The sequence below is a fragment of the Streptomyces megasporus genome, from assembly GCF_000718985.1.
GTDB classification, from domain to species: domain Bacteria; phylum Actinomycetota; class Actinomycetes; order Streptomycetales; family Streptomycetaceae; genus Streptomyces; species Streptomyces megasporus.
Window position 1 is genome coordinate 11,921 of the sequence record NZ_JODL01000033.1, and the last position, 19,049, is coordinate 30,969.

Annotated in this window: 16 protein-coding genes and 2 pseudogenes; 10 read left to right on the top strand and 8 right to left on the bottom strand. The window is 70.4% G+C overall.

From position 1 onward, the window contains the following. Positions 1–21: 21 nt before the first annotated feature. Positions 22–723 carry a creatininase family protein gene (locus IF47_RS0123270; RefSeq protein WP_425423641.1) on the bottom strand — a complete coding sequence of 234 codons (702 nt, stop codon included), beginning with the start codon at positions 721–723 and terminating at the stop codon, positions 22–24. A 5-nt stretch (positions 724–728) separates the two neighbouring features. Next, the gene (locus IF47_RS0123275) at positions 729–1,847 is read right to left on the bottom strand and encodes an NsdA family TPR-like regulatory protein (protein ID WP_157840029.1); all 1,119 of its coding nucleotides are present in this window, start codon (positions 1,845–1,847) and stop codon (positions 729–731) included. 505 nt (positions 1,848–2,352) lie between these two features. Here IF47_RS0123275 and IF47_RS31685 point away from each other — a divergent pair. After that, positions 2,353–2,634: a hypothetical protein gene (locus IF47_RS31685; protein WP_031510932.1), complete on the top strand. Its 282-nt coding sequence runs from the start codon at positions 2,353–2,355 to the stop codon at positions 2,632–2,634. Positions 2,635–3,219: 585 nt separating this feature from the next. Then, positions 3,220–3,879, top strand: coding sequence for an HAD family hydrolase (locus IF47_RS0123290; protein WP_031510934.1), 660 nt, complete (start codon positions 3,220–3,222; stop codon positions 3,877–3,879). Here IF47_RS0123290 and IF47_RS0123295 read toward each other — a convergent pair. After that, entirely contained in the window at positions 3,860–5,134 is a 1,275-nt protein-coding gene (locus IF47_RS0123295; protein ID WP_031510935.1) for an NsdA family TPR-like regulatory protein, read from the bottom strand. The genes IF47_RS0123290 and IF47_RS0123295 overlap by 20 nt on opposite strands. Positions 5,135–5,496: 362 nt before the next feature. Between IF47_RS0123295 and IF47_RS0123300 the strand changes: the two genes are divergently transcribed. The 4 genes from IF47_RS0123300 to IF47_RS28160 are packed head-to-tail and all read left to right on the top strand — an operon-like array spanning position 5,497 to position 8,870. Further along, positions 5,497–5,856: a hypothetical protein gene (locus IF47_RS0123300; RefSeq protein WP_031510936.1), complete on the top strand. Its 360-nt coding sequence runs from the start codon at positions 5,497–5,499 to the stop codon at positions 5,854–5,856. A 5-nt stretch (positions 5,857–5,861) separates the two neighbouring features. Next, entirely contained in the window at positions 5,862–7,163 is a 1,302-nt protein-coding gene (locus tag IF47_RS0123305; protein ID WP_031510937.1) for a radical SAM protein, read from the top strand. Continuing rightward, complete coding sequence (locus IF47_RS0123310; RefSeq protein WP_031510938.1) at positions 7,160–8,062, top strand: radical SAM protein; 903 nt, start codon at positions 7,160–7,162, stop codon at positions 8,060–8,062. The genes IF47_RS0123305 and IF47_RS0123310 overlap by 4 nt, the downstream gene beginning before the upstream one ends. Positions 8,063–8,099: 37 nt before the next feature. Then, entirely contained in the window at positions 8,100–8,870 is a 771-nt protein-coding gene (locus tag IF47_RS28160) for a cupin domain-containing protein (RefSeq protein WP_037733218.1), read from the top strand. 58 nt (positions 8,871–8,928) lie between these two features. On the opposite strand, the gene aspS is transcribed toward IF47_RS28160, so the two are convergent. After that, complete coding sequence (aspS, locus tag IF47_RS0123320) at positions 8,929–10,239, bottom strand: aspartate--tRNA(Asn) ligase (protein ID WP_031510939.1); 1,311 nt, start codon at positions 10,237–10,239, stop codon at positions 8,929–8,931. Positions 10,240–10,580: 341 nt separating this feature from the next. Between aspS and IF47_RS0123325 the strand changes: the two genes are divergently transcribed. Continuing rightward, positions 10,581–11,063, top strand: coding sequence for a GNAT family N-acetyltransferase (locus IF47_RS0123325; protein ID WP_211257258.1), 483 nt, complete (start codon positions 10,581–10,583; stop codon positions 11,061–11,063). Positions 11,064–11,374: 311 nt separating this feature from the next. Here the strand turns inward: IF47_RS0123325 and IF47_RS0123330 are convergent, their stop codons facing one another. The 4 genes and pseudogenes from IF47_RS0123330 to IF47_RS28165 form a co-directional block, all read right to left on the bottom strand. Beyond that, positions 11,375–13,111 carry a relaxase/mobilization nuclease domain-containing protein gene (locus IF47_RS0123330; RefSeq protein ID WP_078592058.1) on the bottom strand — a complete coding sequence of 579 codons (1,737 nt, stop codon included), beginning with the start codon at positions 13,109–13,111 and terminating at the stop codon, positions 11,375–11,377. Next, complete coding sequence (gene mobC, locus IF47_RS0123335) at positions 13,108–13,653, bottom strand: plasmid mobilization relaxosome protein MobC (protein ID WP_245641210.1); 546 nt, start codon at positions 13,651–13,653, stop codon at positions 13,108–13,110. The genes IF47_RS0123330 and mobC overlap by 4 nt, the downstream gene beginning before the upstream one ends. Before the next feature lie 885 nt (positions 13,654–14,538). Beyond that, on the bottom strand, positions 14,539–15,294 hold the full coding sequence (locus IF47_RS0123340) for an ATP-binding protein (RefSeq protein ID WP_051718153.1): 756 nt from the start codon (positions 15,292–15,294) through the stop codon (positions 14,539–14,541). After that, positions 15,291–16,209: pseudogene (locus tag IF47_RS28165) on the bottom strand (hypothetical protein). The gene IF47_RS0123340 and the pseudogene IF47_RS28165 overlap by 4 nt, the downstream one beginning before the upstream one ends. 511 nt (positions 16,210–16,720) lie before the next feature. Here IF47_RS28165 and IF47_RS0123350 point away from each other — a divergent pair. The 3 genes and pseudogenes from IF47_RS0123350 (at position 16,721) to IF47_RS28170 (ending at position 19,009) form a co-directional block, all read left to right on the top strand. Next, entirely contained in the window at positions 16,721–16,978 is a 258-nt protein-coding gene (locus IF47_RS0123350; RefSeq protein WP_031510944.1) for a helix-turn-helix domain-containing protein, read from the top strand. 71 nt (positions 16,979–17,049) lie between these two features. Then, positions 17,050–17,427, top strand: a complete 378-nt coding sequence (locus tag IF47_RS29735) for a helix-turn-helix domain-containing protein (protein ID WP_078592059.1) — start codon at positions 17,050–17,052, stop codon at positions 17,425–17,427. Positions 17,428–17,473: 46 nt separating this feature from the next. Further along, positions 17,474–19,009: pseudogene (locus IF47_RS28170) on the top strand (tyrosine-type recombinase/integrase). Positions 19,010–19,049: the final 40 nt, after the last annotated feature.

The following is a 19,049-nucleotide window of genomic DNA, read 5'->3' on the forward strand; positions in this document are numbered from 1 at the left end:
GGGTAGTGGATTACCACCTGGTCAGTGTTCGTCCAAGGCGGCGAGGTGGTCGGCGAAGCTCTTCGTGAGGCTGTCGAGGAGGGCTTTGCCCTTCTCTGCTGTGGCGTGGGAGGGGTGGCCGATGACGCCCGACGCGGTGTACTCGGTCATGCCCAAGGTGAGCAGGAAGCGGCGTTCGCTGCCGTCGTGGTCGGCTTCCTCGTAGCCGGGGCGTACCAGTTCGGGTGCGGCGTGCAGCAGGATGGAGGTCTCGTATTCCCCCGCGTGCATGTCGCCGTGCTTGTCCGAGACGAGGCCGGCGTCGTCGCGGGCGCGGTCCACGTCGCCGCTCAGGGGGAAGAGGCTCATGCGCGGCCCGTCGACGTTCGCCTCCTGGACGATGTTCGACAGGACGTAGTTGCCTCCGTGGCCGTTGACGACAACCAGCTTCTGGATGCCGGATCGGTCCAGGGAGGCTCTGATGTCGTCGATCACCGCGTAGAGGGTTCTGGCGCTGATGCTGACCGTGCCCGGCCAGGAGCCGTGCTCGTGGCTGCACGCCATCGTGATGGGCGGCAGCAGGTGGACCGGGTAGGCGTCCGCGATGCACCGTCCGTAGATGGCCGCGATGGCGGTGTCGGTGATCAGGGGAAGGTAAGGCCCGTGCTGCTCGAAGGAGCCGACCGGGAGCACGGCGACCCGGGGCCGCTGCTCCTGGACGTCGGTGCTCGTGGCTGTCGGCAGTAGGTTCACGGGGCTCCTTCGGCTCGCTGGAGGGCGGCGCCGTCCATCCTGTCCAGCGCCGCGTTCAGTTCTGAAATCTCCACCAGCTTCCGCCATGGTGCAAGGCGCTGCCGCACGCGGGACAGCTCGGTTCGGATGCGTGCCGATCCTGTCCGCTCCGCTATGTCCAGAGCCTGCCGTGCTGCATCGTAGGCGCCCTCCACGTCCTCCAAGGCGGCGTTCGCTGTGGCGAGGCGGGCGAGGCACAGTCCTCGGTCCCGCTCCTGCACGGCGGGCCAGTGGCTCAGGCTCTTGTGGAAGGTCGGCACGGCCTCGTCCGGCTGTTCCAGGTGTAGGGCGCAGTTGGCTCCTTCCATCTCGATGTACGCCGCCGAGCAGTATCCGGCCAAGGGGTCGGAATCGTCTCCCGCGTCGGCTGCCGCCATGGCGTGCTCGATGGCGCGAGCGGTCTCGCTTCGCTCTCCGAGGTGTGCCTTGCTGTTGGCGAGCTGCCGTAGAACGACCGCGTGCACGCGGGGGGAGAGGCTGGTGGTGTGCCGCAGCGCGGCGTTGGCGAGACCTGCCCCATGCCCGGCGTGGCCGGCTTCGGTGGCGATGTTGCCGCGTCGCTGGAGGATGTACGCGATGAGCATCGGATCGCCCAGTTCCTGTGCGTAGTCCATCGCCGTGCTGGTCCAGCGCACGGCTTCGTCCGTGTGGCCGGTGTCCTGGTACAGCCATCCGAGGAACTCGGCGTACCGGGCGCCGATCCGCAGCACGTCCGCGCGCAGCAGACCGTGGGACTCCTGGCACATCTGCTCGATCAGGGGCATCTGGCTCTGCACCGGCGCGACCAGGAACCGAGGGCCCACCAGCGGTTCGGCTTGGGCATGCTGCCGAAGGACGGACGCCAGGTAGCCGAGCATCTCCGTGCTGACCGGGGCGGGCAGCTTGCTCCGCGGCGAAGGCGCGGACGATGGGTCCCGTGGCTCTGTCTCCTCCGGGTGAGAGGGGAAGTCGAGCTCGGCGTCGGTCGCCTGGTACGCCTCGCGGAACAGCGGCCTGTGATCACGACTGACCGGTCGCCGTCCGTTCTCGTACATCGAGACCAAGGTCTTCAGACTGGCACGTGTCGGCGACTCCACCCCGAGCCGCTCCGCCGCGGCCGTGAGCGCGTCAATCAGGTCCGCCTGAGTCCATCCACGTGCGTGTCTGGCTTCCTGCAGCTTCGTCCTGGCCTTCATCGCACCCTCGCAGCCCGTGGTTGCCCGGTCACCGCATGATGATGGCAAGACCGCCTCGCGTGTGGGGAGTTAACGGTTAACGAGGGCGTCCGTTAACCCTGTCCACTGCGAAACGGCTCCCGTCAGGGCTTACTTGCCGTTGTGCGAGGCGGCCAGGGAAGCGGATCTTGTGCAGCCTCACCACGCAGCCCAAGGGACTCCGGGCCGGGATGCGGTGTGACGCCATCCCTCAGCCGAGTGCCTCGGGTCGGTGGCGGCATCCGGAGAACCCGCGATGCGCCACTTCAGAGCACCGTCCGGGGCGATGCCGTACGACTCCCCTTCGCTGCCGGGTGGTCCAGGTGGCCCGCCCCTCTCCCACGCGCGGGCGGGCCACCACCTACGGCCGAGGATCGCTGGAGGTCCGATGACGAACAGCGGCACGCACCACCGGGTTCCCACCACGCCGACCACCGGCCGACGCGGCACGGGAGCCGACGCGTCCGACCTCGCACCGCTGCCCGACTGGCTGACCACCGGGGCCCTTGTCCTGGACACCCGCACCGGGCGGAGGGGCGAGGTGCAGGACTGGCCCTACCCCGCCTCAGCGACGCCCACCCGGGCGTGGCTGCGCCCGGTGGGCGGTGGCCGGGAGTGGACGCCACGCATCGCCGACCTCCGTCCCGTCGAGGCCGGGGAGCGGCCGTGAAGCCGCTCGCGCTGTGGGAGCGGTTCGAGTGGGCGGCCGGGACGTGCTTCCGCTGCGACCGCACCGGCACGGAGGTCGCACCGATCGGCACGATCAGAGCACGCGGCATCGACGTCGAGATCCGAGCGTGCCGGGCGTGCGTGTTCCACCTGGAGCAGCTGCACTGGAGCCTGGTGATGCGACAGCAGGACGGTGGGCGGCATTCCGCCGCCGGAGGGCCCGGGCCCGATCCCGTGCGGTCTCCCGAGGCCGGGGCCGGACCGGCCGCCGGCATACCGCGTGCGGGGCCTCGCCACCCCCACGACCGCGGTCCGGCGCCTCCCTCTCCCCAACGGGTGCTGCGGTGGCCGGGCACCGGTTACCGGCCCGTGGGCCGACATCGGCGGGCGTAGCGGCCAAGGCCCCTCCGTGTCTCGGCGGTTGCTCCAGCCTTGGCTCCGCGGAGCGCCGACGGCTGTGCGAGGCCCCCACACCGATAGCGGCTCCGTACACAAGCACCATGCCTGCCGAAAGGATCACGCCCGGCCCGATCACAGTCCGAAAGGGCTGCTTCGCCGCCGCGCCGGACCGTCTACTCTGCGGTGCATGATTCGTGCGGTGGTGTTCGATGTCGGCGAGTGCCTTGTTGACGAGACCCGGGAGTACGGGACGTGGGCTGACTGGCTGGGGGTGCCGCGGCACACCTTCGCGGCGATGTTCGGGGCGGTCATCGCGCAGGGGAGGGACTACCGGGAGACGTTCCAGGAGTTCCGGCCCGGTTTCGACCTGACCGAGGAGCGGGAGAAGCGCGCGGCTGCCGGGCAGCCGGAGTGGTTCGGTGAAGGTGACCTGTACCCGGACGTCCGCCCTACGCTGGCGGCTCTGCGCGAGGCCGGGCTGTGGGTGGGCATCGCGGGGAACCAGACCGTCAGGGCCGGCGGCCTGCTGCGGGGGCTGGACCTTCCGGCCGACATGATCGCCACCAGTGACGACTGGGGTGCCTCCAAGCCGGACGTGAAGTTCTTCGAGCGCGTCATCGAGGCCACGCCCGCCGCGCCGGGCGAGATCCTGTACGTCGGTGACCGGCTCGACAACGACATCCGCCCGGCCGTGCAGGCGGGCCTGCTGACGGCCCTGATCCGGCGTGGCCCCTGGGGCACGATCCAGCAGCGCGATCCGGACGCGGACGCGATCACGACGATGCGCATCGACTCGCTCGCGGAGTTGCCGGAGAAGATCGCCAAGTTCAACGCTGAAGCGCGCTGACCGTCGTACCCCAGTCGTAGAGACGGTCGTCGAGGTCCCGCACGCACTGCTCGTTCTGCCAGGGGGCGAGCGTGCGGCGGACCTCGCGGACGCGGTCCATGCCGGTCGCGTACCAGGTGACCGCCAACTGGTCGAGGGCCTGGGTGGCGTATCCGCACGCCTCCCGCGGCCTTCCGTCGGCGGCTTCGACCGCGGCGAGGTCACCGAGGACGACGGTGCGCTGCTTGTCCGACTCGGGCGGCAAAGCGTCGAGCACCTCGTGGAGTGTCTTGCGCGCCTGCGGTATGTGGCCGGCCTTCAACTGCGTGTTCCCTTTGAACGCGGACAGGCGGACAGGACTGAACCAGTCCAGCCACTCGGGAGTGGCGTGCTCGCCTCCCGTGGCAAGGATGTCCTCGGCACGACGGATCAACCGCAGCGCCGCGTGGGGGTCTCCGCAACGGGTCTCGCATTCCGCCTCGACGGCGTCCAGCCATGCCCAGAGCTCGGCGGACGCCTCTCCGCGGCGGGCGTAGGTACGGGCGGCCAGCATGCGCTCCATCGCTGCCTCCCGGTCGTCCGCCCAGCCCGGGATGAAGGCCATGTGCGCGAGGATGGCTGCTCCGAGCAGGGGATCGTTCGCTTCGCCTGCCGCCTGCAGAGCCAGGAGGAGGGTCTCCGAGGCCCGCTCCGGCTGCCGCAGGTCGAAGAACTCGATCCGGCCGGCCAGCAGGTAGGACTCCGCCAGGGAGGCGGCGAGGGCCCGGCGGGCCGGGTTCGCCGTTTCCGGGAGAAGGGCGCAGCCGAGACGGGCGTGCTCCAGGACCGCGGGGTGCAGTACGGCAGGCGCCACGGACCAGTAGAAGTGCCGGTGTGAGCGTGTGACGGCCGCGAAGTCCCTGCCGATGGTCGCCGGTTGTGTCGCGGCTTCGGTCCGAGCGGGCACGGCGGCCAGACGTGTTCCGGACAGGGGCACGCGGGGGGCGTTGTCGATCGCTGTGCCGGGCCGGGACCGCGAGCTTCCCCAGGGAGGGACGAATCCGAGGTCCTCCATGCTCTGCCCCAGGAGGTGCGTCAGCACTCGGTGCACGTCGGGCTGCGGCCAGGGTGGTGTGGCCGACTCCCAGCGCCGGACCTGCCGGACGCCGACAGCCAGACCTCTGATGCCAAGCTTCCGCGCCGCCTCGGTGATGGCGTCGGCCAAGGCCTGCTGGGAGTTGTATCCGGCAGCCAGGCGAGCGGCCTTGAGCCTGGTGTTGCCTGCGGGACGGGACATGGATCTCCTCCGGGGCGAGCTCCTGCCAGAGAGTGACGGGTAGTGCCGCTGCGGCGGCGGAAAATCGTCCACCGAGCGCCGACTAAGTCCTCTGCAAGCCCTGCTAATGACCTATCAGAGTCCTCGAACAGGACTTCGCGAGACAGCATGATGTCACCTCGTCGCTGCGAAGTCAGGTCCCGTCACGCGGCACCGCGCACCACAGCGGGACCGGCGAAGAAAGCCGGCGTCATCGACCCCGGACGCCGCAGGACCGCCAGGTGCCGCCTCGCCCACACTCCCCGGGCGGGGCGGCACCCAGAGGGCTCCGGTGGGCGCAAGGGGATGTTCCAGCACCATCCGGCGCAGAGAGAGGAACAGCCGTGCCTCAAGCCAGACGAGAGAAGAAGGACCACCTCATCTACGCGGACGTCGTGGACTCCAAGTCCAAGGCGGGCGTGTGGATGGGAGAGCGCGCCTCCTTCCAAGAGAAGCAGAACCGCATCATCGAGGCGCTCAAGGAGCAGACCGACTGGGTCGAACTGAAGAACGCGATCATGGTCATCGGCACCGAACCGGCCGGCATCACGGTCATCGCGCCGAACCCGACGCTGCCCGGTGTGATCGTCCTCGCCGACGGCGGTTCCCCGGTCACCTCCGCGAAGCTCCAGGCCGCTGCCGAGGAGAGGGTCCGCGCAGTCATGGGTGAACTCGGGATCGCCGAAGAGGAAACGGCGGCCTGACCACCATGGCCGTCCCTCAGATGCTGTGGGGGAAGTACTTCCGGTACGAGCGGGCCGGGGAAGCAGTCCTCCTCGACCCGGTTGGGCTGGACAGTGTGTTCATCGGCCCCGGCGAGGTCCAAGACCTCGCCGGGGTCCCCCCGACCGCGACCCACGAAGCCCTTGCCGGGCTCGGCTTCACACCCGGCGGTCCCGTGGCCGACCGGCGCGAAGCGCTCCATAACCGTCTCCGACACCTCGGCCTGGACGCCGTCCCTCACCGCATCAGCGGCCTACGCGTGGTTCTCACCGACCGCTGCAACATGGCCTGCACCTACTGCTTCGTCGATACGAACACCGGCAAGCCGGATATGACGAAGGACGAGCTCTCGGACGGGCTGGAGTTCCTGTTCGAGCAGAACGCCGGGCAGGACGAGGTGTCCATCCAGTGGTTCGGCGGCGAGCCGACCATCCGCTTTGACCTGATGCGATACGGCGACCAGCTCGCCGACACCCTCGCCGACCGCTACGACGTGGCCAGGGTGCGGCGCACGGTCGTCACCAACGGCGCCCGTCTGACCGACGAAGCCCTCGACCACCTCGTCGCGTACGAGTACGGGGTCGGCATCTCCATTGACGGCCCTCCAGGCATCAACTCCGCGAACCGCCTCCTGCTCGGCGGGCAGCCCGCGGACGACCGGATCCGCCGCAACGTCGCCCGGCTCATCGAGGCCGAAGGGCTTCACGTGGGCTGCAATCTCACTCCGACGGCCGCGAACATCGGACGCCTCGCCGAGACCGTCCGGTGGATCGTCGACGACCTCGGGCTGAAGTTCGTCTACGTCAACACGCCCATCCCGACGGCGGGCCGCTGGCAGGTCAAAGGCGCCGATCTGGCCAAGGAGCTGTACGAGGCGCGCCTGGCCGCGCTGGGACGGGGCGGGATGCTGTTCTCCGTCCTGGACCGCGCCTTCCAGGCCCTCGACACCCGCCGGCCGATGCTGTTCGACCACATGCAGGGCGACCGCAGTCTGAACGCAGCCCTCCTACCCGGCAGCCGGGTCAGCCTGTGCGATATCAACTTCACCGAGCCGTCGTTCCTGCACACTCTCGACGAGCTGCGGGCCGCCCCCGGCCTCCTGGCCGGCGTGGCGAAGAAAGTCGCACCGATCCCCAAGTGCGGTGACTGCCCGGCGCTCGCCATCTGCGGCGGCCCGTCCCGCAACGAGCAGGCCCTCGTCGGGGGCGACGCCCCGGACCCCGAGATGTGCGCGTTCTACACGAGCACCGTGGAGATCGCCGTCTGGGACGGCACGGGGGTGCAATGAGCACTCATGTCCGTACAGCACTGATCTCCACGGCCGGGCACTGCAAGGTGGCCTGCGGGTTCTGCTTCCGGGCCGACCGCGCCCACGGCTTCCTGGATACCGCGACCTACACCCGCACCCTGTCGCGGCTGAAGGAGGTGGGCGTGGAAGGGGTGTGTCTGAGCGGTGGGGAACCGACCCACCACCCGCAGCTCCGGCAGCTGGCACGGCTGGCCCGCCAGTTCGGCATGGCGGTATCGATGGTGACCTCGGCCCGCACCGCGGCCGAAATCGTCACCCTCTCCCAGGTGGCGCATCTGCTGGCCAACGTGACTGTCTCCGCCGACTCGCAGGGTGCGATGGTGCTGGGACGCACCACCCGTACCGCGGCCTCAGGGATCGACACGCTGCGCGCCCTCAGTACCGGGACGAAGATTCTGCACGTCACCTGCTGGGACCTGAACGACGAGGAGTGCCGGGACCTGGCCGGCCTTGTCTCCGAGGCCGGGATAGAGGTCCAGTTCAGTCCCGTCGTCCTCGACGAGCGCGCTCTGCGCCGTGAGGGCAGGTCGGCCCAGGACTACCTGGTGCAGCAGCAGCTCGACGCCGAGCTGCTGGGCCGCCACTTCGACCTGTCCGACCGCTACCGGGCCTACCTCGGCGAACTGCGGGAGCTGCAACTCGCAGGTGGGGGCGAGCGGTGGCCGTGCCGCTCGGCGACCGCGTACGTTTCCGCCGATGGCCGCATCCGGCGCTGCCCTTACGGCCAGGCGTCGGTCAGCGCCCATGCTCCCCGGGCCGCGATCAGACAGTTCCTGACCGCTCCGGCGCAGGACCGGGTGACCCCGGACTGCGCCGCCATCTGTCGCCACCCCTCTGCCACGCCCGACGACCGCAGTGCGTCGTGCGCTGCGGCGTGAGGGCGTCCCGATGCATCCCGACTCCATGGACCGCTCTATGGCGATCACGACACCCGATGACTTCACCTTCCGCTGGCGGCGACCGCCGAACTTCCCGTTGGAGGTCTCCTTCGACCACACGTTCCTGCCCGCCGTCGACATCCTCGACCACATCCGTAGGGACGAGGAGGTCCGGTTCACGGTCCTCGGGGACGACGACTGGCAGGTGCGCATGGACCGCACAGCCGCCTTCCGCACCGCGCCGATCGAGGAGATCGTCACCTGGACGTTCCGGCTGGTGCACTTCAACCTCAGCCGCTTCTACGACGACCTCCTGGACGGCTTCCAGGACGAGATCATGATCCCCTGGCGCACGCATCTGTCCGCCCGGGGATTCACCTGGCAGCGTCTGGCGCCCATCCTGTTTCTGTCCACCGAGGGCGCGTCCTCGACCTACCACAACGACAACTCGCACGGCCTGGTCTGGCAGGTGCACGGCACCAAGACCTTCCACAGCTACCTCGACCCCGACAAGCACCTGACGGCCGACGCGGCGGTCATCGGCGAGACCACCGGCGAGGACCCGCCCGCACACGATCCGGACGACCGCCAGTCCGTCACCATGCAGCCCGGCGACCAGCTGTGGAGCCACGCGCTGACACCCCACTGGGTCACCACCGAGTCGGGGCTCGCCATGAGCGTCACCCTCTCCCACGGCGGCCTGTGCCACCAGGGCCGCTTCTCCGAGCGGGAGCTGGCACTACGGGCCTACTGGGACAAGAACCCGGGTGAGGCATGGACGCATGACCTGCGCAACGTCCGCTACTGAGACCGCGTCCCACGACACGGGCGAGTGCCTCGTGCCGTGGGACGCGGCGCGCGGTCGGCTACGGCGTGAGCCGGTTCGGTCCGCGGAAGAGGAAGGTGGCCTCGCGGATCGAGTCCAGGCCGAGCATGACCATCAGCACTCGACCGAGACCCATGCCGAGTCCGCCGTGCGGCGGGCACCCGTACCGGAACGCGTTCAGGTAGTCCTGCAACGGCTCGGGGCTCATGCCCTTCTCCGCGGCCTGCTCCAGCAGCACGTCGTACCGGTGCTCACGCTGCGCTCCGGTGGTGACCTCCAGTCCCTTCCACAGCAGGTCGAAGCTCAAGGTCACGCTCGGGTCGTCGGCGGGCCGCATGTGGTAGAAGGGCCGGATGCCGACCGGGTAGTGCGTGATGAACACGAACTCGTGCCCGGTGGCCTCCTTGATGTGAGCTGAGATGCTCCGCTCGCCCTCCGGATCCAGGTCCTCCTTGACCTTCTCCGGGTCCCAGCCGCCCTTGCGCAGGATCTCGTGGGCTTCAGCCATGGTGATGCGCGGGAAGGGCGTCGTGGGGACGGTGACCTCGACGCCGAGGTGCTCGGCGATCGCATCACCGTGAGCGTCGGCGACCTTGGCGATCGCGTGAGCGAGCATCCGCTCCTCGAACGCCATCACGTCCTCGACGCCGTCAATCCAGGCCAGCTCTACGTCGACGCCGGTGAACTCGGTCGCGTGCCGAGAGGTGAACGACGGCTCCGCGCGGAAGACCGGCCCGATCTCGAAGACCTTGTCGATCCCGGCCGCGATGGCCATCTGCTTGTAGAACTGCGGCGACTGCGCCAGGTAGGCGCTGCGGCCGAAGTAGCCGAGCTTGAAGACCTCCGCGCCGGACTCCGAGGCGGTGCCCATGAGCTTGGGGGTGTGCATCTCGGTGGCGCCCTGCTCGTAGGCGTACTCGCGCATCCCCTGTTCCAGGGTGGTCTGCACGGCGAACATCAGTTGGGTGGCGGGACGGCGGCGTACGTCCAGGAAGCGCCAGTCCAGGCGTTGCTCCAACCCGGTGTGCTCGTCGATCGGAAGCGGTGTGGCGGCCAGGTTCAGGACCTCGACCGTTTCAGGGACGATCTCCAGGCCGCCGAGCTTGACCTGGGCGGCGTCGACGACACGGCCGGTGATACGGACGGCGGATTCGGGGGTGAGGGCTTCGAGCTGGGCCTCAAGCGGCCCGTCGTCTCGCTTGTGGGTCACCTGCACCATGCCGGTGCTGTCTCGCACGATGACGAACTGCATCTTGCGCTGCAGGCGAAGCGTGTTCACCCACCCGCAGACGGAAACGGTACGGCCGACGTGTTCTCGCAGGTCGGAGACGTGTACGCGGCTGTGGATCATTGCGGTCCTCCGAAGGACGTCGTCATGATCCCTTGGGAGTGCGGGCGAGAAGGGCAACTCGCGGTGCCACCGCACTTTCGCCGCCAGATGATGGCGGCCTCGTTCGGGCCCGGTGACGGGGGCCGGCCGGCGGGGCATTGGACCCCCAGGCGAGGCCGTTCCTCCCCGCGCTCGGGAGGGTCTTCACCTCGGGGCGCGAGGCCGCCTTCCCAGCTCCCGGCGGCTCTCTCTGCTCGCGTGATCCCTGGCTACTCGTCTCCGTCAACGCGTTGCTCAGCAGGATACGGACCCCACGAGCATCGCCGCAATCATGAACGTACTTGTGAACGGGAGGAGCTGTTGTGAGTGTGCTCGTGCGACGGGCGGTGGCCGCCGACGCCAGGGAGCTGGCGCGTATGCGCCAGCTTTCGCTGACCTGCCCGGAGGAGCCTTGGACCAAGCCGAGAGACTTGCGGGGCGGCCCATGGGTCGAGGAATGCCAGGAGACGTTCGCCGCAATGCTCGGTGACCAGGACACGGTCGCTGCCTTTGTGGTGGATGCCGCTCCAGGCTGCGTGGCGGCTTGTGCCGTGGGATTTCTTCTGCCCCGGCTTCCGGGCCCCGACAGCAGCAAGCCGTTCAACGGTGACATCAGTACCGTCGCCACAGATCCGGCGTTCCGCAGACGCGGCTACGCGCGGGCGGTGGTGACAGCGCTCATTGATTGGATGACCGTACGCGGCTGCAAACGCATCAGCCTGACCGCCAGCTCAGAGGGCGAGCCGCTGTACACGTCCCTCGGGTTCGTGACCGACAACCCACGGATGTCCCGGCTGGCCGGGTGAGGGAACGACACGGCTACGACCGGAACACCTCACTCGACTGGCACCCAGCTCGCGATTACGTCGCGTCGCGACAGGTGGTGGAGGGGGTGGCGGTGGGTCGACGGAAGAGTGCCCGGGATCTGCTGGCCGCGACGGGAAAGGGCTGGGACCGCCGGGTCTTCCGCCTGCAGGGCCTCGCCAAGCCGGAGCGCGCCTGCGGTCCGTCGACACGTGCGCCAGGACCGAGCTCCGCTCCCCGTACGCGCTCGCCAGGAGGGTGAGCGCGTACGGGGAGCTTCAAGCAGGCCAGCGCCTCCGTGTGCCGTCTGGTGTCAGCGACGTGGCAGGCGGAACACGGGAGCGTGGGGAGGCGCCGGAGGCGGTGCGACGTTGGCAGATTGCCGACGAGTGCCTTGGGGCTGGGGATGTCCGGGCATTTCGACGTGTGCGGGCAGGTCGGCGAGGTGGAGCAGGCGCCAGATGAGGACATCGCTGATGGAGTCGGCGGTGTCCAGTTCCCGGTGGGTGGTGGCTTCGGTCAGCAGGGCTCGGGGGTTGTGTCCGGCCTGGTAGGCACGGGTGAGGGTAGCGGCCAGGGCGAGCCAGCTCGGCTCGCGCAGTACCTGCTCGGCGATCTGTGGTGTGGTGGCGTGCAGGAGGGCGGCGGACCAGTCGCGGACGGGCTGGGCCAAGCGCTGCCCCTGCTCCCGGAGGCGGGCGATCGGCTCCTCGGCGGCCAGCGTGTAGGCGGCGCGCAGGTGGGCGGCGGCCTGGCGGGCGGCTTCGGCCTGCAGGGCGTGGCGGCGTCTTGCATGCCAGTGCGCGGCGGCGGTGGCCAGGAAGAACAGGGTGTCGATCAGCATGGCTGTGGCCGCGCCGTCCTCGCCGCGTCCCGGGGCCGGGCCGCTGTAGCGGAGGTCGCGGGCGGCGCGGCGCAGGGCCTGGGCGTGGCGGTACTCCTCCCGGGTGTGGGAGCGGCTGGCGCGTTCGAAGGATCTGGCGGCGTCACGGAGCTGTCGGCGGGTGGGGGCCGCGCTGGTCTGGGCGAGGCTGTCGAGGATCTCGCCGGTGGCCGCGATGCGGGCCGCTGCGACGCCGTCGCCGTCCTGGTCGAGGACGAGCAGGGCTGCCCAGGTGCCGTGGGTGGCCGAGCGCCGGGCGGCGGCCGGAGCCGACACCGGCCTGCGCGCCCGCGCGGCGTCCTGGCGCGAGGGCTGCGCCTGCACTGCTTCCGGGCCGGTGGTGAAGCGGGCGCGGATGCGGGGCAGGGACAGGTCGGGGGCGAGGGTGGAGCCCGCGTAGAAGATGGGTTCATTGTCCTGGTGGTGGTCGCCGGGCAGGGCGACGGTGTAGCCGTTGATGTCGCCGGAGGGCAGGGTGCGGGTGCGGACGAGGAGCCCGGCGGCCTGGAGGCAGGCGAAGAATTCCGCCTCGTCGGTGGCGCCGGCCACGGCCTGGCGGACGGTCTCGCGCAGTTCCTCCCGCGCGGTGCGCTCCCGTCCCTGGCGTTGGGCCTTGTGGCGTTCGGCGCTGGTGGGGCGCTTGGCGGCGGTGCCGTCGCCCGGGGCGACGCGGTGCAGGCCGTAGTCGGCTTCGATGCGGCGGGCCTCGGCCTGGGCGCGTGTGCCGGAGCGGTGATGGTCGGGGCGGCGGCCGTCCTCGCGGACGAGGGTGGCGATGATGTGGATGTGGTCGTCGGCGTGGCGGACGGCGGCCCAGCGGCAGCCGGCGCCGTCGCCGGGGTCGATGCCGGTGGCCGCCACCATGTGGCGGGCGATGGCGGCCCACTGCTCGTCGGTGAGGATCGGGTCGTCGGGGGCGGCGCGCACCGAGCAGTGCCACACGTGCTTATCGGGGCGCTGGTCGGCGTCGAGCAGGTGCAGGGGCTGGTCGAGGAGGCGCTGGAGGTCCTTCTTCGTCACCGACGGGTCGCGGCCCGGGTCGGGGGCCAGGTGGTCGAAGGAGGCGACCAGGTGGGGGTCGATGTGCTCCTCGTGGGTGCCCTTGCCGTACAGGTAGTACAGGAGGCCAAGGGTGTTGCTGCCCTGCTGGTGGACCCGGGGGATCACGCCGCCTGCTCCTCCTGCCGGCTGGTGATCCTGTCGGCCGCATGCTGGACGGCCTGCGCGGCGCGCTGCAGGTCGGCGAGAGCGGCGACGAGTTCCGGCGGATGGGCCCCGGCGTTGATTGCGCGGGCGATCTGGTTGAGGTTGTTGCCGACGTGGCCGAGGTGTCGTCGCGCGGCGAACGGTTCGGCGACGAGTTCGCGGCGTCCGGCGATGGCGGCGGCGGTGGTGTCGAGGTCGCGGGCGGCGGCGAGGCCGCTGCGGGCGAGGAAGGCGGGCAGGGTCGTACGGGCGGTGGTCGCAGCAGTGGCGAGCAGCCTCTTCTCGTCGTCGTTCAGGCGGACACTGCACACGTAGGCGCGCTTGTGCGTGGATGGCTTCGGAGAGCGCTTACGCGAGGTCTTCGCGTCGCGGCGTTTACGCGGCGACGGCTGCTTCTCCGGCTGCGATCCGCCCTCGGGCGCCGCCTCGCGGACCAGCACCCCCCTGTGCTGGTCCGCTCCCGCCACCTCCGGGGCGGGCATGGCCGGAGACGCCTTCCCCATGGGGAAGAGTGTCTTGGCCGATAGCTTGCTTCCCCGAGGTCGGCCGTGGGTGCCTCCTGCTGTGATCGGTTGGCGTGTGGGTCGTGCATGAGCGGTGTCTCCGTGGTGTTGTGGGTGGTGGGCGCCAGATGAAGGCGAATCAGAGGTCCGGGGCGTGGTGGGCTCGTGATGCCGTTGCCGTCTCCTGTTCGCGGCCGGTTTTTGTCCGACGGCCTTCGCCGGGAGCTCTGCAGCGGCTTGGTGGGGCCGCGTCTGGGTCCCGTCTTCGCTGGCTTTGTCCCTGCGGTCCTCGGTCCCCAGGGCGGTCCCCGGCCCCCGGGATGGTCCCGGTCCCGGCTCGGTCCCCGCGGCCTTGTTCCCACACGTGGGGACGGTCCCCGCGCGGGGTTTGCTGTCGGTTTGCGGGGGACCGTCTTGTGGTCGGCGGGCAGGCAGTGGTCCCGAGACCGAGCCTCGGTCCCCGGTTCTTGCTGCGGGGACCGAGGTTGCGCAGGATCGGGCCGTGGGCGGCTGACTTGCGGTGATGTTGGTCCAGCAAGCCGTGGTCGGTCCCCTGCGCGTGGGCCTCAACCCCGGTCCCGGTGTGCGCGGTCCCCGAACGTGGTTCCCGGTCCCGGACGCGGCTCGGTCCCCGGTCCCCAGGGCCCTGCGGGGACCGCGGTCCCCAATGGGTCCCCGTCCCCGGTCCCAGAGTGCTGCCGGCCCCCAATGCGGTCTCGGTCCGGTCCCCGGTCTCCGAGGGGACCGGGGTTTGTGGGGACCGTGGTTTCGGATGGTCCGCGGTCCCCGTTTCTGTTCGTCTGGGGTTCGGCTGGGCCGACGTGTCTGGTCGCCTTCTTCAGCGGTGGGCCGGTCCGTCGCCGTTCCGCTCGGGTGCGGGGTTGCTCAGCGGGTGCGTCCTGGGACCGGAGCCGGCGGAGGGGTGGCCACGGTGGTTGGCACCGGGGCGTGCGCGGGCGTCCGGCGGCGGTCGGGGCCGGTGAGGATGACGCGTTCGGTCATCTCGGCGAGGCGGGAAGCGACGCGGTCGCCGAGTGCGGTGCGCAGCTCGACGATGGGGAGATTGGTGGTGATCAGGGTGGGGCGCAGGTGCTCGTACCGGTGGTTGATGAGCCGGTAGGTGAGCTCCTCGGTCCAGTCGCTGGCCTTGGCGGCGCCGAGGTCGTCCAGGAGCAGCAGTGGGCAGCGGGCCAAGGCCTGCAGGTCGCGTTCGCCGTCGTGGCCGGAGCGGGGGCGCAGGCGGGCGTAGAGATCGGCGGCGGTGACGGCCTCCCAGCGCAGGCGGACCCCGGCGGCGAGGAGGGTGCGGATGGCGCCGTACGCCTGGTGGGTCTTGCCGGTGCCGGTGGGTCCGGCGATCAGCAGGGATGGGCCCTCGGCGATGCCCGAGGCGCCGCCCGGTCCGGGACGCCCGGTGCGGGTGATGGTGTCGGCCCAGGCGGTGACCTTTGGGTGGTCGGCCAGGGCGCGGCGGTAGCGGGCGGGGATGCGGGCGTCGGCCAGCTCCAGGGCGGTGACCGGCTCGTTCGCCGGTTCGTCCAGGGGAGCGTCGGGGTCGATGCCGCGGGCGGTGAGGATCGCGCTGAGCCGGTCGGCCAGCAGGCCGGCGTGCTGCGGTGCGCGGGCGTGGGTGGTGGTCACAGCTCGCCTCCGTAGGCCGCCTTGACGTCGGTCGGGTTCGTCCACGGGCGGTGGGCGGCGGGTGCGGGCCGGACGGCGTTCATCGCCTCGTGCACCAGGCTGGGCAGGGTGCTGGGGTGCAGGCCCTTGGCCCGGTGGCGTTCCAGCCCGGACCGGATGTGGGCAGGATCGATGCCCTCGGCCAGCAGCTTGCCGACCTCCCGGCCCAGGTGCCCCAGGACGTCCTTCGGGGGGCGGTGGGCGCAGGCGGCGGCGTAGTCGCCGATGAGCTGCCAGGCCGAGACGGTGTCGGGCGCGGGGGCGCTCGCGCCCCCCGACGGGGTACTTCCTAGGTCCTAGATCCGGACGGTGAGATGTCACCGCCGCTGCGGGGAGTCCTCCATGCTCTCTCATGGAGGGTTCCGTGAAACCGGCCTCACCTGCGGCTTCGTCAGCAGGGCCAGGATTCGATGTGGGTTCGCGTATCTCGCGGGAGCCTTCACGAAGGGCTCCGTGAGGCGGTGCTGCGGGCTCCGTGACACCGGTCCGTGCGGCAGGCGCGGTGGTGCCCGCCGCGGCACCGGCCGGAGCGTCGTGGTGCGGGCAGCCGGGGAGGCGGCTCTTGCTGGGCCGGTTGATCTTCTGGTGTTCGTGCCAGGTGACGATGTGCAGGTAGCACTTGTCGTCCGGGCCCTTGTAGCGGCAGATCAGGCCGGCGTCCGCGAGCTGGGCGAGGTCCTTCTCGACCTCGGCGGGCGTGTGCTCCGGGCGCAGGACCCACAGCTGTCCGGCGATGATCGCGGCGTGGTCGCGGTGGCGACCCTGGTCGTCGGCCTGGGTGAGCAGGCCGAAGAAGGTCCGCTCGGCGGTCAGGCTGACCGAGGCGAGGGACTCGGAGACGAAGGCTTCGGGCTTGATGGTGCGGATTCGTGCCAAGAGGGGGCGGTCCTCACTCGGTTGCCGGTGGGCGGGCGCCCACGGCTCACCGTCGATCGCGGCGGTTCGGACGGGAAGGGCAAGGAGTTGGCCGGCCACGGGCGCGGGGTGCGCTGATGGCCGGTCGCGTTTTCCGGGGGTGTCGTCAACATAGCCACACCCAGGCCATGCAAGTCCAGCCCAATACAGCCGAATCTCTGACGGCAGAAAGGCCGCCGAAAGACAGGCTGCGAAGGGCGGTGCGAAAACGGTAGGGCACGATCGGCGGCCGACCAAATAGTTGCCCTGGACGCCGAGCCAGAAGGATCACATCGCCAAGCCGTTGACGGGCTTCCGGCGGGGAAGCTACAACACAACACCCCACGTCAGAGCCCCTTCCGGACGCCGCGCAGCATCGCGGTCCCGGCCTCCCGGCTGCGGAAAGCCCCTCCGAGTGTGTGCCGAGCGAGGCGGAACATAGACCACGATCGCCGGTTAACCAAACCGGCGAGTGAACGCTAGTAATGGAGATATGGCAGCACGATCACTGGGAATAGGTCCCGCGGGAATAAGGGCCGCCCGGACCATCGAAATCATCCGCACCGAACGCGGCCTTTCCCAGCGCCGGGTGGCCGACCGCGTGACCGCCCTCGGCCACCCGATGTCCAACACGATGCTGTCCCGCATCGAACGCGCCCAGCGCCGCTGCGACGTCGACGACCTCGCCGCGATCGCCGAGGCCCTCCTCGTCTCGCCCCTCGTGCTGCTGCAGGGCCCGACCGCCCCGTGACGAGGCCCGTCCGTACCGCTGACCGAGCACGCCCACCACCGAGCCAGGACCAGCCGCTCTTGCACCGACCTTTGCCCACGCCCGCGACCGCACACCTCCCGCACACCCCGAGCGACGCCCCTCTGCCGCGCCTCTACCGACCCGAGGAGATCGCCGAAGCACTCGGCTGCTCTGCCTGGTGGGTCAAGGACCGGGCCCGGCGGAGCCTCATCCCGCACACCCGCGTCGGCCGCGCCTACCGCTTCACCGCAGGCCACCTCGCCGCGATCATCCGCCTCCACGAGGAGACACCGGTACGACCCGCCCAGCCGGCCGGGAACGTGGCCGCTCCATCCTCCACGACTGCCTCGCGGGACGGATCCCCACAGCCGCGCCGCCACCCCACCGCTCCGGCGAACCGACTGCGGGCCCGGCCACCGCGCCGGGCCCAGTACAGCGCCACCGCGTAGACGCACCCCGACACGCAGCAAACAGAAGCGAAGGAGCCGCCGGAAGTTGGGTTTCGCGGAGAAGCGCGGAAACTACTGGCGCGGCCGGTACAAGACCGCGCCCGGCAAGCACCTCACGGTCGTCGACGAGCGCGGCAAGGCGGTCAGGTTCGCCACCAAGGGCGAGGCCCAGCGTGCCGCGAGCGAGGCCGAGAACAAGTACCGGCGCGGCGACTGGCGCGACCCGGCGCTCGGCTAGGAGACGTTCGGCGAGTACGCGAACCGCTGGTATGAAGCCCAGGACCTGGCCGCCTCGACCATGCAGAATTACAAGCGCCACATCGAGGAGCACCTGCTCCCCGCATTCGAGGACAAGGCGCTCGCCGGGATCCTGCGCGCGGACGTCGACCTGTGGGAGAAGAAGGAGAAGGCCCTCTACGCGGCCTCCAGCGTCAAGACCTGGCGCTCGACGCTCCACCTGATCCTCGAGGACGCGATCGACGAGGGCCTGATCACCTCCAACCCGGCGGCCAGACGACGCGGGCGTGGCAAGCGCGCCGGCCGCTCCCGCGACCGCGGCCCCGAGAAGGTCATCACCGATCCTCTCGGCGCCCTGCTGATCGCTGAGGGGGCTGCGCTGCTCTCCGGCCGCGACGACGAGTTCGTCGCCGTGGTCCTGATGGCGTACACCGGGATGCGGTGGGGCGAGATCGTCGGTCTGGAGACCGAGTTCACCCGCCCCGGCGCCGTCCGCATCGAGCATCAGCTGTACGAGCTGGACTCCGGGAGGCTGATTCGCTGCCCGCCCAAGGACGACAGCTACCGCACCATCGACGCCCCCGACTTCCTGTCCGCCCTGGTCGCCGACCACATCGCCCGCACCAAACCGGCCCCGTGCCCCTGCCACGGCAAGCGGTACGTCTTCCGCGGTCAGGGCACGGCGCGCACCGGCGGACACCGGGGCGCCAAGCTGGTGGACGTCGCCCGCCGCGCCGGTGTCTCCACCGGGACGGTCTCCAACGTCCTCAACCACCCCGAGCGCGTCCGCGACGACACCCGCGCCCGCGTGGAGACGGCCATCACCGAACTCGGCTTCATACGTGGCAGTGTACCGATGGAGAACGCGGCCCACTGGCGCCGCAACGGCTTCGCCACGTGGCTGTTCACCCCGGCCGCCTCAGGCTGGTACCCGAAGAAGGCACCCCAGGAGGCACGACCCGTCCCCCTGCTCGGCGAGCCGTGGCCGGGCATCCCAGCACGGGGGCGCGGCGCCCAAGGAAGGGCCGACGCCTGCTGGCTGCCGATCGCCAAGGGCCTCACCCCGCACGGCCTGCGCCACTCCCACCGCACCCACATGGAGGACCTGGGCACCGAAAAGGTCCTCATGGACGAACGCATGGGCCACATCGACGGCTCCGTCTCCGCCCGCTACGCCCACGTCACCCCCGGCATGCGCCAGCGCCTCAAGCTCGGGCTGACCGAGCAGTGGGAGACGGCGCTGGATGCCCGGTTGGCCATGTCCCCCACCTCACCGGTTCGCGTGCTCGACGGCATCCTGCGCGCCCGCAGAGAAACTGCCGGTCCGGTACAGACGGGTCGTTGATTGATGCCCCCACACCGCCGGAAGGGGCGCACGATTGACG

Coding starts and splice junctions, on each gene's coding strand:
- IF47_RS31685 (WP_031510932.1), top strand. CDS start 2,353: ATGACGAACAGCGGCACGCACCACCGGGTTCCCACCACGCCGACCACC.
- IF47_RS0123290 (WP_031510934.1), top strand. CDS start 3,220: ATGATTCGTGCGGTGGTGTTCGATGTCGGCGAGTGCCTTGTTGACGAG.
- IF47_RS0123295 (WP_031510935.1), bottom strand. CDS start 5,134: ATGTCCCGTCCCGCAGGCAACACCAGGCTCAAGGCCGCTCGCCTGGCT.
- IF47_RS0123305 (WP_031510937.1), top strand. CDS start 5,862: ATGGCCGTCCCTCAGATGCTGTGGGGGAAGTACTTCCGGTACGAGCGG.
- IF47_RS0123310 (WP_031510938.1), top strand. CDS start 7,160: ATGAGCACTCATGTCCGTACAGCACTGATCTCCACGGCCGGGCACTGC.
- IF47_RS28160 (WP_037733218.1), top strand. CDS start 8,100: ATGGCGATCACGACACCCGATGACTTCACCTTCCGCTGGCGGCGACCG.
- aspS (WP_031510939.1), bottom strand. CDS start 10,239: ATGATCCACAGCCGCGTACACGTCTCCGACCTGCGAGAACACGTCGGC.
- mobC (WP_245641210.1), bottom strand. CDS start 13,653: ATGGGGAAGGCGTCTCCGGCCATGCCCGCCCCGGAGGTGGCGGGAGCG.
- IF47_RS0123350 (WP_031510944.1), top strand. CDS start 16,721: ATGGCAGCACGATCACTGGGAATAGGTCCCGCGGGAATAAGGGCCGCC.